Below are 15,230 nucleotides of genomic sequence, written 5' to 3'. Positions count from 1 at the left end.
CCCAAAAAGAAAGCGCGCATGCGGTGCCGCATGCGCGCTTTCACCCCTTCTGTTGACCGCTTGTATCGTTACATCTTCACTTCGTCGAGCAGCGACTTCTTGCCGCCCTTGTAGTTGTACAGCGAGATCACGCCGTGCTGCAGGTCGCCCTTCGAATCGAAGGTCGTCGTGCCGATCACGCCCGAGTAGTTCGTCGCCGGCATCGCCGCGAGGATCTTCGCCGGATCCGCCGAGTTCGAGCGCTTCATCGCATCGACGATGATGTACACGGCGTCATACGTGAACGGTGCGTAGATCTGGATCGGCTGGCCGAAGCGCTTCTCGTACTTCGCCTTGAACGCCGCGCCGCCCGACATCTTCTCGAGCGAAGCACCAGCTTCCGAACACACCACGTTGTCGGTCGCGTCGCCGGCCAGATCGGCCAGCTTTTCCGTGCACACGCCGTCGCCCGCGAAGATCTTCGCGCGCAGGCCGAGCTGCTTCGCCTGCTTCGCGAACGGGCCGCCGGTGGCGTCCATGCCGCCGTACATGATCGCGTCCGGATTCTCGCCCTTGATCTTGGTCAGAATCGCGCGGAAGTCGACCGCCTTGTCGTTCGTCGCGTCATGCGACATCACCTTCAGGCCGAGCGCCTTGGCCTTCTTCTCGAACTCGTTCGCGAGACCCTGGCCGTACGCGGTCGAATCGTCGACCACGGCCACGCTCTTGATGCCCTTCGAGTGCGCGTAGTTCGCGAGTGCCGGGCCCTGCTGCGCATCGGTGGCCACCACGCGGTACGTGGTCTTGAAGCCCTGCTGCGTGTAGGCCGGGTTGGTCGCCGACGGCGAGATCTGCACGATGCCCGCATCGCTGTAGATCTTCGAGGCCGGGATCGACGTGCCCGAGTTCAGGTGGCCGACCACCGCGACGACCTTGTCGTCGACGAGCTTCTGCGCAACCTGCGTGGCCTGCCGCGGGTCGGCCGCGTCGTCCTGCGGGTCGAGTTGCAGCGTGATTTTCTGGCCGCCGACCGTGAGACCCTTGGCGTTGATCTCTTCAACCGCGAGACGTGCGCCGTTTTCGTTGTCCTTGCCCAGGTGTGCAATGCCGCCCGTCAAGGGCGCGACGTGGCCGATCTTGACGACTTGATCGGCCGCTGCGTTGCCCGCAGCTGCAGCGCACAGCATCGCGGCCGCGGTGATCGGCAACAGCTTTTGCATCTTGATATTCATGTAAGTCTCCAGTTTCGGTCCCAATAAACGCCATCGCCCGGTGCCCCGCTGCCATCCCTGTGTTTGCAATCACTGGACGATTCGCCGGTTGCATCGTTCATGCACTTGGCCTCAAGCACGTGAAAACCGCCGCTTTTAGCAGCCGCCCATCCGTACTTGCGCGCAAGTGTAGGTGATCAAATTAATTTGTGGGACTTTTTTGGGGTAGTGGTAACACTACCGATATGCACGCTTTGGAATGACGACTCGAATATCGCCGCGAGCCCCGCCGGATAAGGGTTTCCGCTAATTCCTGGCGACTTTCTGAAAGGTCGTTTTAAAACAATCCGGGGGCATTTCGATTCGGTATTTTGTGCCCGTGATCATTGAATGAAACGCGCGTGACAACGCGCGTTTCGTCGTCCGACATGAACGCATCAGGCAGCCGCCGCACGCCATTCGGCATCGAGCGCGGCGACGAGCTGCGACGTCGTCAGCGCATCGCCGCGCCGCCGCGCGAGCGGCGCGCCCTGCCCGGCCCACAGCGACAGGTAGTCGCCGTCGTTCGCGCGCGCGGCGGCCTGGCGCAGCGGCTGGGTCAGCGCGTTCTGCACCGGGTACGGCGCGGCGTCGGCCACGCGTTCGCCGAGCCGGGCCATCAGCGTGTTGCGCAGCCCGCGCGCGTGGCGGCCGGTGATCGCGCGTGTGACCTGCGTCGACGTGTCGGTGCTCGCGAGCAGGCGCGCCTTCCAGTCCGCCGCGATCGCGCTTTCCGTGCAGGTGAGGAACGCGGTGCCGAGCTGTGCGCCCTGCGCGCCGAGCGCAAGCGCGGCCGCGATCCCGCGGCCGTCCATGATGCCGCCCGCGGCGAGCACGGGCAGGCCGGTCGCGTCGACCAGTTGCGGCACGAGCGCGAGCGTACCGATCAGCGCATCGTCGGCGGAACCGATGAACGTGCCGCGATGGCCGCCCGCCTCGGCGCCCTGCGCGGACAGCGCATCGGCGCCGGCCGCCTGCCAGGCGAGGCCCTCGGCCACGTGCGTCGCCGTGCCGATCACGTAGGTGCCGGCCGCCTTCAGGCGCGCGACGTCGGCCGCATCGAGCACGCCGAACGTGAAGCTCGCAACGGGCACGCGCAGCGCCACGAGCGCATCGAGCTGCGCGCGGAAGTCGGGCGCGTAGCGCGCGGGGGCGGTGCCCGGCGGCAACCCGAGCACCGCGTTCAGCGGGTCGATCGCGGCCAGTGCGCGGGCGACGGTCGCCGCGTCGGGCGCGGCGTCGGGCAGCACGAACAGGTTGATCGCGAACGGGCGATCGGTCGCCGCGCGGATGGCTTCGACTTCGGTCGCGAGGCGCTCGGGCGCGAACGCGGCGGCACCGAGACTGCCGAGCGCGCCGGCATTCGACGCGGCGGCGACCATCGCGGTCGTGGTCGCGCCGACCATCGGCGCCTGCACGAGCGGCAGGCGCAGGCCGAAGCGTTCGGAAAAGGGCGTGGAAAACAGACGGGCAGACATGGCGAATCCTTCGATGACGATGCGCGAAAGCGCTTTGTAAAGGCCGGCACATCGACTCTATCGAAGCGGCGCAGCGCCGAAAAATGAATAATCGAGATCGAAACGATCGCTGCGCGAGAAGCGGGCGCGTGCCCTGCACCGTCACACGATCGATGGCACACTAGGCCGCCCTCTTCCACCCCGGGGCGCGCATCGCGCACCCCGTTCGCCAGGAGTTCAGAACGTGACTGCCCAATGGATCGACATCCCCGCCGGTAACGACAGCTTCGGCGGCTATCTCGCGCTGCCCAAGCGCGGCAAAGGCCCTGCCGTCATCATCATCCAGGAGATCTTCGGCGTGAACGCGCACATCCGCGCGGTCGCCGACCAGTACGCGTCCGACGGCTTCGTCGCGCTCGCGCCGGACGTGTTCTGGCGCACGCAGCCGCGCGTCGAACTGACCTACGAAGGCGCGGATCGCGACAAGGGCATCGAGCTGATGAAAAAGACCGACGTGGGCCTCGCGGTCGCGGACATCGGCGCGGCCGCCGATGTGTTGCGCGCGCGCCCGGAAGTGGCCGGCAAGGTTGCCGCGATCGGCTACTGCTTCGGCGGCCAGCTCGCGTACCGCGCGGCCGCGACCGGCAAGATCGACGCGGCCGTGGCCTACTACGGCGGCGGCATCCAGAACGCGCTCGATCTGGCCGGCCAGATCAAGCAGCCGATCCTGTTCCACTACGCGGGACACGACCACGCGATCCCGCCCGAGGCCGTCGACCAGGTGAAGGCCGCCTTCGCCGGCCACGGCCAAGCGTCGTTCCACGACTATCCGGGCGCCGAGCACGGCTTCAACTGCACGGACCGTGCGTCGTACAACCAGCGCGCGTCGGCGCTCGCGCACGGCCGCACGCTGACCTTCCTCGCCGAGCACCTCTAAAAACCGCCGGCCGCGGGCCCCGCGCACCGGGCCCGCGTTATGCTGCTGTCATCGCCACGAGCCACCACGGGGATGACAGCGATGCACTCGGACTATCTCGCGCATGACGCGATCGGCCTCGCCACACTGGTACGCGAACGCAAGGCGAGCCCGCGCGAACTGCTCGACGCCGCGATCGGCCAGGCCGAAGCGGTCAACGGCGCGATCAACGCGATCGTGCTGCAGGACTACGAAGCCGCACGCCAGCGCGCGGCCGCCACACCCGACGGCGGCGCCGACGCGCCGTTCGCCGGCGTTCCCTATCTCGTGAAGGATCTCGGCGCGGCGGTCGCCGGGCTGCCGTTGTCGATGGGCAGCCGGCACTACCGGTATTTCGTGCCCGCCGACGATTCGCCGGTGATCGCGCGCAGCCGCGCGGCCGGTCTCAACGTGTTCGGCAAGACCAACACGTCGGAGATCGGCCAGATGCCGTACACGGAACCCGAACTGTTCGGCGCGTGCCGCAACCCGTGGAATCTCGATCACACGCCCGGCGGCTCGAGCGGCGGTGCGGCGGCGGCCGTCGCGGCCGGCATCGTGCCGCTCGCCCATGCATCCGACGGCGGCGGCTCGATCCGCATCCCGGCGTCGTGCTGCGGGCTGTTCGGCCTGAAGCCGAGCCGCAACCCGGTACTCGTCGACCTGCCGTCGAACGGCGAGCTGGTCGTCCAGCATGCGGTCACGCGCAGCGTGCGCGACAGCGCGCTGCTGCTCGACGTGACGACCGGCCAGACCTTGCCACCGGGCGCGCCCGGCACGTTCCTCGGCGAGCTCGACACGCCGCCCGGCCCGCTGCGGATCGGCCTCGTGCTCGACCCGATGCTCGCGCCGGCACTCGCCGACGACACGCGCGCGGCGCTCGACGACGCGGCCGCGCTGCTCGAATCGCTCGGCCACCATGTCGAGCCGGCGACGCTGCACGTCAACTACGCGCGCGCGGCCGAAACCTTCCTCACGCTATGGGCGACGATCGCCGAGGAGATGGTGCTCGGCGCGCGCGCGCTGACCGGCCGCACGCCGAAGCGCGGCGAATTCGAGGCCGCGACGTGGGCGATGGCCGTGATCGGCCGGCGCCTCGCGCGCACGCGGCTGCCGGACGTGCTCGAATGGCAGCGCCAGCTCACCGTGCAGGTGGCCGGCCTCGTGTCGCGCTACGACGCGATCCTGTGCGCATCGCTCGCGGGCCCGCCGGTGAAGATCGGCGAATTGCAGCCGACGCCGTTCGAAGCGGCGCAGATGAAGGTGCTCGCCGCGCTGCCGGTGAAGCCGCTGCTGAAGGAAATGCTCGCGAAGTCGTCGGAAAAGGCGTTCACGTGGGCCGGCTGCACCGAGCTGTTCAACCTGACCGGCCAGCCGGCGATGTCGGTGCCGCTCTACTGGAACGCGCGCGGGCTGCCGATCGGCGTACAGTTCGCCGCGCGTCATGCCGACGACGCGCTGCTGCTCCGGCTCGCCCGCCAGCTCGAACAGGCGCGGCCGTGGTTCGAGCGCCGCCCGCCGCTGATGCAGGCGCAGCGCTGACGCACGCGGCCGCGCGCCGCAAGCCATGAAAAAAAGCCCCGCCGGCACAACCGGCGGGGCTTTGACGCATGCAATCGCGTAAGCGCGCTTACATGACGAGCCGCTCACAGATCGTCCGCGTCGCGGCCGCCGTGTTCAGCGTATAGAAGTGCAGCCCCGGCACGCCCGCGTCGACCAGACGCTGGCACAGGCTCGTGACGACGTCCGCGCCGAACGCGCGGATCGACTCGCGATCGTCGCCGAAGCTCTCGAGCCGGCGCGCGACCCAGCGCGGCACTTCGGCGCCGCACATCTCGGAGAAGCGCATCAGCTGCGAGAAGTTCGTGATCGGCATGATGCCCGGCACGATCGGCACCTCCACGCCCAGCTTGCGCGCATCGTCGACGAAGCGGAAATACGCGTCGGCGTTGAAGAAGTACTGCGTGATCGCGGAATTCGCGCCGGCTTTCACCTTGCGCGCGAAATTCTCGAGATCGGCCTTCGGCGAGCGCGCCTGCGGGTGGTACTCCGGATAGCCGGCCACCTCGATGTGGAACCAGTCGCCGTGCTCGGCACGGATGAAGCTGACGAGCTCCGACGCATAGCGCAGTTCGCCGACTTCGCCCATCCCCGACGGCAGGTCGCCACGCAGCGCGACGATGTGGCGGATGCCGTACGAGCGGTACTGGTCGAGGATCGCGCGCAGGCTGTCGCGCGACGAACCGATGCACGACAGGTGCGGCGCGGCCTCGAGGCCGTCCTTCTGCATGTCGAGCACCGTATCGAGCGTGCCCTGCTGCGTCGAACCGCCAGCGCCGAACGTGCAGGACACGAATTTCGGCTTCAGCGGCAGCAGCTGCGCACGCGTGGCGCGCAGCTTCTCGACGCCTTCCGCCGTTTTCGGCGGGAAGAATTCAAACGAGAGTTCGATCGGTTTCATGATTCTGAGGGAACAGGCCCTGGGGCGTCAGCCGATGTCGCGCTGACCGAAGATCAGGGCGGACAGCAGCCACGACACGATGCTGTACAGGATCGAACCGAAGAACGCGGACCAGAACCCCGACACCTCGAAGCCCTTCAGCAGCGACGACGCGAACCAGAAGCACAACGCGTTCACGACGAGGATGAACACCCCGAGCGTGACGATCGTGACGGGCAGCGTCAGCAGGATCAGCACCGGACGGATCACCGTGTTGATCAGGCCGAGCACGACCGCGATGATCAGCGCCGTGCCGAAGCTCTTGATGTGGATCGACGGCACGAGGTAGGTGATGATCAGCAGCGCGAGCGCGTTGATGACCCAGGTGAGGATGACGCTCATGGAGTGCTCCGGTTCGGTTGTCGATCGGTACGATCAGTGGCCGCCGCCGGCTGCCGCGGGTGCCTGAAGGCGCGCCGCGGCAGCCGGCGATCCCGCGCCGTGCCGCCGTACCGGGTGCGCGCGGGTGACGCGCGCCCGGCACCGCGGCAGCGGCGCATCGGATCAGTAGCGGTAGTGGTTCGGCTTGAACGGGCCGTCCTTCTGCACGCCGATGTACGAAGCCTGCTCGTCAGACAGCACGGAGAGGTTCGCGCCGATGCGCGCGAGGTGCAGGCGCGCAACCTTTTCATCGAGGTGCTTCGGCAGCACGTACACCTTGTTCTCGTACTCGTTGCCGCGCACGAACAGCTCGATCTGCGCGAGCGTCTGGTTCGCGAACGAGTTCGACATCACGAACGACGGGTGGCCGGTCGCGCAGCCGAGGTTCACGAGGCGGCCTTCCGCCAGCAGGATCACGCGCTTGCCGTCCGGGAAGATGATGTGGTCGACCTGCGGCTTGATGTTTTCCCACTGGTACTGGCGGGTCGACGCAACGTCGATTTCCGAGTCGAAGTGGCCGATGTTGCAGACGATCGCGTTGTGGCGCATCGCCTTCATGTGATCGTGGTTGATCACGTGGTAGTTGCCGGTGGCCGTCACGAAGATGTCGGCCTTGTCGGCCGCGTATTCCATCGTCACGACGCGGTAGCCTTCCATCGCCGCCTGCAGCGCGCAGATCGGGTCGATTTCGGTGACCCACACGGTCGCGCCCAGGCCGCGCAGCGATTGCGCGCAGCCCTTGCCCACGTCGCCGTAGCCCGCGACGACCGCGACCTTGCCCGCGATCATCACGTCGGTCGCGCGCTTGATGCCGTCGACCAGCGATTCACGGCAGCCGTACAGGTTGTCGAACTTCGACTTGGTGACCGAATCGTTCACGTTGAACGCCGGGAACGGCAGGCGGCCGTCCTTTTCCATCTGGTACAGGCGGTGCACGCCGGTCGTGGTTTCTTCGGTCACGCCCTTGATGTGCGCGAGGCGCGTCGAGTACCAGGTCGGGTCCGCGTCGAGGTGCTGCGCGATCGACTTGTACAGCGCGACTTCTTCCTCGTTGGTCGGCTTCGCGATCACCGAACGGTCCTTCTCGGCCTTCGCGCCGAGGATCAGCAGCAGCGTTGCGTCGCCGCCGTCGTCCAGGATCATGTTCGCGAATTCGCCGTTCGGCCATTCGAAGATGCGGTGCGAGAACTCCCAGTATTCGTCGAGCGATTCGCCCTTGAACGCGAACACCGGCGTGCCGGCTTCGACGATCGCGGCAGCGGCGTGGTCCTGCGTCGAGAAGATGTTGCACGAGGCCCAGCGGACGTCCGCGCCGAGCGCCTTCAGCGTCTCGATCAGCACGCCCGTCTGGATCGTCATGTGCAGCGAACCGGCAATGCGCGCGCCCTTCAGCGGCTGCTGCGCCTTGTATTCGTCACGGATCTGCACGAGGCCCGGCATTTCGGTCTCGGCGATGTTCAGTTCCTTGCGGCCCCAGCCGGCCAGCGCCATGTCGGCGACGACGTAATCGTTGGAAGCTTTGGAATCGATAATGGCGTTCATCACGCCCTCCTTTCTAAAAAGTTTCTAGATTGGTGACGTGAGCGCCGTTCAGGAAGCGGGGCCGACGCGGTTGTGCCGCACGACTGCTTGGTGAAGCCTTCCGAGCCTGGCGGACGCAGGGTGGTCCGTCGCAACGCTCCTCGGAAAGCGGAGAGGATTGTAGCAAATCGGCGCGCAGAATGCGCAAGCATGCGCACACACGATGCGCATCCGGCACGCGCGCGCGGCGTCGGCGCGCGCGGCCGTCAGCAAAGGGTCAGGACTCAGCGCCGACCCACGCCTGTTCGCGCAGCCGGGCACGCAGGCGCGCGACGGCCTGGCTGTGCAGCTGGCACACGCGCGATTCGCTCACTTCGAGCACCGCGCCGATCTCGCGCAGATTCAGACCCCGTTCGTAGTACAGCGACATCAGCAGCTTCTCGCGCTCCGGCAGCCGCTCGATCGCCTCGACGAGCGCTTCGCGCAGGTGCTCGTCGAGCAGCGCCGACAGCGGATCGGCGTGATCGACGCGGTAGCGGTCGAGGAACGGCTCGTCGTCGGCCGCGCGGTCGAAATCCTCGTAGTAGATCAGCTGGCTGCCGTGCAGGTCCTGCAGCATCCCCTGGTATTCGTCGAGCGGCATGTTCAGGTGCTGCGCGATCTCGGTCTCGCTCGCCGAGCGGCCGAGATGCTGCTCGACCTGGTGCACCGCGTGCTCGACCTCGCGCGACGTCTTGCGCAGGCTGCGCGGCAGCCAGTCGTTGCTGCGCAGCTCGTCGAGCATCGCGCCGCGGATACGCTGGGTCGCGTAGGTCTCGAACTGCGCGCCCTGGTCTTCCTTGTAGCGGCCGGCCGCGTCCATCAGGCCGATCATGCCGGCCTGGATCAGGTCGTCGAGGTCGACGCTCGCCGGCATCTTCGCGACGAGCTGCAGCCCGAGGCGTCGCACGAGCGGCGCATATTGCGCGAGCACGTCGGCCTGGGACATCTTTCCTTGAGCGTTGTACATCATGGCTCTCTCCTTCCGGTGGCGCTCACGCGGCGTGTGCCGCGCCCGCCTCATACGACGGCTTGCCGCCCGCGTGCACGGCCCGGCCCGCACCCGAGCGCGGGCGCATCGGCCAGTACAGCAGGTCGGCGGCAATCTGCCGGTAGTCACGCGCGGCGGCCGACGACGGGAACGCATCGACCGCGGCACGCGTCAGCTCGCGCGCATGCTCGACGAGCGGATCGGCGCTCACGCAGCCCGCGTCGGCGATCGACACCGTCAGGTAGCGGCTCGCGACGCCCGCGAGGTTGTCGAACGCCGTCTTCGCGTCCGCGTGGCTGCCGACGTGATTGGTCAGCACGCGGAACTGCGCGAACGCGTGCGCGAAATGCAGCCGCTTCATGCACGCATACGCCTCGGTGATCGCCTGCGCGGCGACCCGCGTGACGACCAGCACGTCGTGCGCTTCGCGGGCGAGCGCCGAGAACGAACCGTCGCCGCCGAGCTGCGCGTCGACGAGGACGATGTCGGCCGGGCCGTCGATGAAATCGCTCAGCTGCGCGTCGGTGTAGCCGGTGCGCGCGAGCCGCGCCGCGGCGCACAGGCCGAAGCCGGCCGCGACCCGCGTGCGCTCGCCGTCGCGCAGCCACGCGCCCGCCAGCGTCGCGCTGGCCGAATGCACGTCGGCACGCTCGTCGACGACGAGCACATCCTTGCCGAGCGACGCGAGCGCCGCCGCCAGGTTCACGACGGTGGACGTGCAGCCGACCCCCGCCGGCCCGCCCGCCACCGCGACGATGCGTGACGCGCGCCCGGCCAGCAGGCGCCGCAGCCCTTCGGCCTGGTCGATGATTCGTTTATCCAAATCGCACCTCGTGAAGCTCGGCGGTGGAACGTGCGGTCAGTGCGGAAAGCAGCGTCGGCATGTCCTCGTCTTGCGGCACGAAGGGCGAGCCGTCACGCGGTACACAGAACGCGCTCTTCAGCAGGAATTTGGTCGACGCGACGTACAGGTTCTCCGGCACCTTCTGGCCGGTCGACACGTAATGGATCGGCAGCTTGTAGCGGATCACCGTGTCGAGCACGCCGCCGAGGTGGGTCGCCTCGTCGAGCTTCGTGAGGATGCAGCCGGCCAGGTCCGGATGCTCGCCCGCGCTGCGGTACGCCTGCACGACTTCGTTGAGCGTGTCGCCGTGGCTGGTCGCGTTGAGCAGCAGCAGGCGCTGCACCGGCGCGTTCGCCCCGTGCAGCATCGCGATCTGGTCGGACACCGCGCGGTCGCGCTGGCTCATGCCGATGGTGTCGATCAGCACGATGTGCTTGTTGCGCAGCTCGGACAGCGCGAGCGCGAGGTCGCCCGCATCCTTCACCGCGTGCACGGGCACCCCGAGGATCTTGCCGAAGATGCGCAGCTGCTCGTGGCCACCGATCCGGTAGCTGTCGGTGGTCAGCAGCGCGACCTTGCTCGCACCGAAGCGCATCACGCAGCGCGCGGCCAGCTTCGCGGTGGTGGTCGTCTTGCCGACGCCCGTGGGCCCCATCAGCGCGAACACGCCGCCGCGCTCCATCAGCGCATCTTCGCTTTCGAGCACCGGCAGGTTCGACGCGAGCACCGACTGCGCCCATTCGGCGGCCTGTTCGAAGGTCTGCGCGCCGTCGCCGGCCGGCATGTTGTCGACCAGCATCCGCACGAGCTGCGCGGAGAAGCCGGCCGCGAACAGGTGCTTCGTCAGTGCGCCATGCACGGCGCTGCGACGCTGGCGGTCGTGCCACATCAGGCTGTCGAACTGCTCTGCCATCATCCCGCGCAGTTCGCCGAGCTCCTGCATCACCGTATCGTTGACGATCCGCTCGATGCGCGACTTCACGGCGTCGGCCACCGCGGCGGCCGCGTCTGCGGACAGGCGCGTGCGCTCGGCCGCCTTCGCGGCATGCGCCGCGCTCGTGTTCGTGTCGGGGGCGCGGGGGGCGGCGGCCGGCATCCGGCGTTCGGCCTCGCGCACGATGTCGCGCGCCCAGTTGGGCGGCGTCGCGCTCGCGGCGGCCTGCGGAGCAGGCGCGCTCGCTTGCGGCGCGGCGGGCGTCGCCTGCGCACGCGCCATCAGCGCGTCGCGCTGTTGCGTCAGGCGCTTCGCGTGCTCGACGAGCCACGGCGCGGGTTCGGAGGCGGCGGCCGGTGCGGCGGCGGACGGCGCTGCCGCGGCCGGCGCTTCGTCATCGAGCGCCGAAGGTTGTGCCGTCGCCTCGTCCGCGTCGGCGCTTGCACCGAACATCGACGAGAACACGTCCGGCAACCCGCCTTCGCCTGCCGCATACGGATTGACCGTCGGGCGGGCCAGCGGCGCGCCCGGGCGCGACACGATGCCCGGCACGGCGGCGGCCGGCACCGATTCCGGCGGGCGCGACGCGGCGATGCGCGGGCGTGCCGCGGCGGGCGGGGTCACGGCGGCCAGGTCCGAATCTGCCAGGGCGACGATTTCCACGCTGCCGTCATCGAGCGTGCGGTTCGACAGCACGACCGCGTCGGCGCCGAGCGCCTCGCGCACCAGACGAAGTGCGTCGCGGCTCGTTGCGCCGGTGAATTTGCGAATGTTCAAGCGGAACCCCCGATGACGTTAACGACTTTGATCGTGCGTGTGTCCGGCACTTCGGCATACGACAGCACTTTCAATTGCGGCAGGCTGCGGCGCAGGAAACGCGCGAGCATCGCGCGCAGCGCGTGCTGCACCAGCAGCACGGGCGGCAGCCCGAGATTCTGTTGACGCAGCATCGCCTGTTGCGTGCCGGTCAGAAGGTTGTGCGCGAGGCCGGGTTCGAGGCCCGGGTTCGCGCCGGTGGCGAGCGCCTGCGACAGCACGCGCTCCAGATTCGAGTCGAGGCCCATCACCTGCATCTCGCCGGCGCCCGGATACCACTGCTGCGTGATCGCGCGGCCGAGCGACAGCCGCACGGCGGCCGTGATCTCGAACGCATCGCCGCGGCCCGCATGTTCGGACACGGCTTCGAGGATCGTGCGCATGTCGCGGATCGGCACGCCTTCCTCGAGCAGGTTCTGCAGCACCTTCTGCAGCGTCGTCAGCGAGATCGTCTTCGGCACGAGGTCCTCGACGAGCGACGGCGCATCCTTGCCGGTGCGCTCGATGAGCGACTGCACTTCCTGGCGGCCGAGCAGCTCGGCCGCGTGCTGGACGACCAGATGGTTCAGGTGCGTCGCGACGACCGTGCTCGCGTCGACCACCGTGTAGCCGTACACCTGCGCCTGCTCGCGCATCGCGACGTCGATCCACACGGCCGGCAGCCCGAACGCGGGATCCTGCGTGGCGGCGCCCGGCAGCGCGGCCGTCACCTGGCCGGGGTTGATCGCGAGCCACTGGCCCGGGAACACTTCGCCGACCCCGATCTCGACGCCCTTCAGCGCGATCCGGTACGCGTTCGGCCGCAGCTCGAGGTTGTCGCGGATATGGATCACCGGCGGCAGGAAGCCGATTTCCTGCGCGAATTTCTTGCGGATGCTCTTGATGCGCTTGAGCAGTTCGCCGTCGCTGTTCTTGTCGACGAGCGGGATCAGGCGATAACCGACTTCCAGCCCGAGCGGGTCGATCAGCTGCACGTCGTCCCAGGTCGCCTCGTGGCTGTCCGACGGCAGCACCGCGGGCGGCGCGATGTCGGTCAGGTCGCCGGCCGCCTTGCGGGCCGCCGCGCGCTTGGTCTGCGTGCGGGCCAGCCAGATCGCGCCGCCGCCGAGTGCGAGGAACGCGAAGTGCGGCATGCCGGGGATCAGCCCCATCAGCACGATGATCGCGCCGGTGATGTTCAGCACGCGCGGGTTCGTGAACAGCTGGCCGGTGATCTGCGTGCCGATGTCCTCGTCGGTCGCGACGCGCGACACGATCACGCCGGCCGCGGTCGAGATCACCAGCGACGGGATCTGCGCGACGAGGCCGTCGCCGATCGTCAGCAGCGTGTAGTTCGTGCCGGCGGCCGCGAACGTCATGTCGTGCTGGACCATCCCGACGATCAGCCCGCCGATCACGTTGATCGCCATGATGATCAGGCCGGCGATCGCGTCGCCGCGCACGAACTTCGACGCGCCGTCCATCGACCCGTAGAACTCGGCTTCCTGCGACACGGCCAGGCGGCGCTTGCGTGCCTGCTCTTCGTTGATGAGGCCCGCGTTCAGGTCGGCGTCGATCGCCATCTGCTTGCCGGGCATCGCGTCGAGCGTGAAGCGCGCGGACACTTCGGCGATCCGCCCCGCGCCCTTCGTGATCACCATGAAGTTGATGATCATCAGGATCACGAACACGACGATGCCGACCGCGAAGTTGCCGCCGACCAGGAAGTGGCCAAACGCCTCGATCACCTGGCCGGCCGCGTCCGGGCCCGTGTGGCCTTCGAGCAGCACGACGCGCGTCGAGGCGACGTTCAGCGACAGGCGCAGGAGCGTGGAGAACAGCAGCACGCTCGGGAACGCCGCGAAGTCGAGCGGCTTCATCGTGTACATGCTGACGAGCAGCACCATCACGGACAGCGCGATGTTGAACGTGAACAGCAGATCCAGCAGCATCGGCGGCAGCGGCAGGATCATCATCCCCAAAATCATGCAGATGAGGATCGGGCCCGCGAGTGCGCGCAGGTTCGTGCCCGCGAACGGGTTCGGGCGCTTCGCGAACAGGCCGGTCGGGGTGCTCATGCCGTACCTCCCTTGCCGAGCGCGTCTTCCTGCTCTTCGCGCTCTTCTTCAGCGGACACCGACGCGCCCTTGTCGAGGTCGGCCGGCACCTCCAGATCGACCGGCATCGCCGGGAACGCGCCGCCTTCCGAACGGAAGCGCTTGAGCTGGTAGACCCACGCGAGCACTTCGGCGACGGCCGAGTACAGCGAGCCGGGAATCTCGCGTTCGAGTTCGACGTTGTGATACAGCGCACGCGCGAGCGGCGGCGCTTCGAGCAGCGGCACGTTGTGTTCGGCCGCGAGTTCGCGGATGCGCGCGGCGACGAGGTTCACGCCCTTCGCGACGACCTTCGGCGCGCGCATCTCGCCGTCCGTGTATTGCAGCGCGACGGCGAAGTGCGTCGGGTTCGTCACGACCACGTCGGCCTTCGGCACGGCCGCCATCATCCGGCGGCGCGCGATCGCACGCTGCTGCTGGCGGATCCGCCCCTTCACGTGCGGATCGCCTTCGTTCTCGCGATGCTCGCGCTTCACTTCTTCCTTCGTCATGCGCAACTTCTTGTTGTACTGCCAGATTTGGTAAGGCACATCGAGTGCGGCGACCACCAGCATCCCGGCGACCGTCGTGCCGCAGCACACGGCGATCAGGTGCAGCGCATCGGGCAGCGCCACGCGCAGCGGCTGCGTCGCGAGGGCGAGCAGCTCGTCCTTGCTGCGCCAGATCGCGATGCTGCCGATGCCGCCGACGACCAGCGTCTTCGCGAACGACATCCCGAGCTGGATCGGCCCCTGGATCGAGAAGATCCGGCCGAGGCCCGAGATCGGGTTCAGGCGGTCGAACTTCAGCTCGAACGTCTTCGACGAGATCAGCCAGCCGCCGAGCGCCATCGGCGCGAGCAGCGCGGCAACGCCGGTGAGCGCGAGGATCGGCAGCAGCGCGGCGAAGCCTTCGAGGCTCGCGCTGCCGGCCGCCGACAGCATCCGGCTCGTGTCGAACGCGGTCGCACGATCGAACGTGAACGCGCCGCGCAGCATCGCCTGCAGATGCCCGCCCGACGGGCCCGCGAGCAGCCACGTGCCGTAGAACCCGGCCGCGAGCAGCGCGAACGAAGCCAGCTCGCGCGAACGCGCGACCTGCCCCTCCTCACGCGCCTTCTCGAGGCGCCTGGGAGTGGCGGCTTCGGTCTTGTCGAGATCGCTCTCGTCTGCCACGGGGCCTCCAGTCGGGTACGGCGGAATGCCGCTTTCCAGTGACACCGATTATTCATGGAGGCGTCAAACGCCGATCGGTCGAGCAAAGCCGGGAAAGGGGGGTATTTCGGGGAATCGGGCGAGCCGGTGCGAACGGGGCCGGACGGGGGACGGAACGGGGTGCGGCGCGGCGGTAAAACGTGCCGGCGGGGGCGATGGCGGGGGCCGGCGCCGGGCGGAGCGGCGACGGCGTGAAGCGGGGAAAAAAGCGCGGAAACGGTGAAGCAGTGCAGCGGTGCAGCGGTGCAGCGGATGCGACGCGAAATCGGGCCCC

General features: G+C 68.3%; 12 protein-coding genes and 1 riboswitch. Of the genes, 2 read left to right on the top strand and 10 right to left on the bottom strand.

Translation table 11 applies throughout. The features are described from left to right. Positions 1–68: 68 nt before the first annotated feature. Positions 69–1,211, bottom strand: a complete 1,143-nt coding sequence (locus tag CFB39_RS01120) for a branched-chain amino acid ABC transporter substrate-binding protein (RefSeq protein ID WP_089430459.1) — start codon at positions 1,209–1,211, stop codon at positions 69–71. Positions 1,212–1,627: 416 nt separating this feature from the next. Further along, positions 1,628–2,707, bottom strand: coding sequence for a nitronate monooxygenase family protein (locus tag CFB39_RS01115; protein WP_089471948.1), 1,080 nt, complete (start codon positions 2,705–2,707; stop codon positions 1,628–1,630). A 223-nt stretch (positions 2,708–2,930) separates the two neighbouring features. On the opposite strand from CFB39_RS01115, the gene CFB39_RS01110 reads away from it, so the two are divergent. Then, positions 2,931–3,623 (top strand): dienelactone hydrolase family protein, encoded by a 693-nt coding sequence (locus tag CFB39_RS01110; protein WP_089471947.1) that lies wholly within the window; start codon positions 2,931–2,933, stop codon positions 3,621–3,623. Positions 3,624–3,704: 81 nt separating this feature from the next. Beyond that, positions 3,705–5,183, top strand: a complete 1,479-nt coding sequence (locus tag CFB39_RS01105; protein WP_089471998.1) for an amidase — start codon at positions 3,705–3,707, stop codon at positions 5,181–5,183. 88 nt (positions 5,184–5,271) lie between these two features. Here CFB39_RS01105 and metF read toward each other — a convergent pair whose 3' ends face one another. From metF to flhB, 8 genes are all read right to left on the bottom strand, one after another. After that, positions 5,272–6,102 carry a methylenetetrahydrofolate reductase [NAD(P)H] gene (metF, locus tag CFB39_RS01100; protein WP_089424248.1) on the bottom strand — a complete coding sequence of 277 codons (831 nt, stop codon included), beginning with the start codon at positions 6,100–6,102 and terminating at the stop codon, positions 5,272–5,274. Between the two features lie 27 nt (positions 6,103–6,129). After that, positions 6,130–6,483, bottom strand: a complete 354-nt coding sequence (locus CFB39_RS01095; RefSeq protein WP_006477367.1) for a phage holin family protein — start codon at positions 6,481–6,483, stop codon at positions 6,130–6,132. Positions 6,484–6,645: 162 nt separating this feature from the next. Next, a complete protein-coding gene (gene ahcY / locus CFB39_RS01090; protein ID WP_069246874.1) occupies positions 6,646–8,064 on the bottom strand; it encodes an adenosylhomocysteinase in 1,419 nt (472 codons plus the stop codon). Positions 8,065–8,096: 32 nt separating this feature from the next. Then, positions 8,097–8,212: riboswitch (S-adenosyl-L-homocysteine riboswitch) on the bottom strand. Between the two features lie 108 nt (positions 8,213–8,320). Further along, positions 8,321–9,055 (bottom strand): RNA polymerase sigma factor FliA, encoded by a 735-nt coding sequence (locus CFB39_RS01085; RefSeq protein WP_006484033.1) that lies wholly within the window; start codon positions 9,053–9,055, stop codon positions 8,321–8,323. Positions 9,056–9,077: 22 nt separating this feature from the next. Further along, positions 9,078–9,896: a flagellar biosynthesis protein FlhG gene (locus tag CFB39_RS01080; RefSeq protein ID WP_089471946.1), complete on the bottom strand. Its 819-nt coding sequence runs from the start codon at positions 9,894–9,896 to the stop codon at positions 9,078–9,080. Then, positions 9,889–11,628 carry a flagellar biosynthesis protein FlhF gene (gene flhF / locus CFB39_RS01075; protein WP_089471945.1) on the bottom strand — a complete coding sequence of 580 codons (1,740 nt, stop codon included), beginning with the start codon at positions 11,626–11,628 and terminating at the stop codon, positions 9,889–9,891. The genes CFB39_RS01080 and flhF overlap by 8 nt, the downstream gene beginning before the upstream one ends. Further along, a complete protein-coding gene (gene flhA / locus CFB39_RS01070) occupies positions 11,625–13,724 on the bottom strand; it encodes a flagellar biosynthesis protein FlhA (RefSeq protein ID WP_089471944.1) in 2,100 nt (699 codons plus the stop codon). The genes flhF and flhA overlap by 4 nt, the downstream gene beginning before the upstream one ends. Continuing rightward, positions 13,721–14,917, bottom strand: a complete 1,197-nt coding sequence (gene flhB / locus CFB39_RS01065; RefSeq protein ID WP_089471943.1) for a flagellar biosynthesis protein FlhB — start codon at positions 14,915–14,917, stop codon at positions 13,721–13,723. Before flhB ends, flhA begins: the two co-directional genes overlap by 4 nt. Between the last annotated feature and the right edge of the window lie 313 nt (positions 14,918–15,230).

It is taken from the genome of Burkholderia sp. AU6039, assembly GCF_002223365.1.
Lineage (GTDB): Bacteria > Pseudomonadota > Gammaproteobacteria > Burkholderiales > Burkholderiaceae > Burkholderia.
Note: the sequence above shows the minus strand (reverse complement) of the source record. Positions and strands in the feature narration are given on the sequence as shown.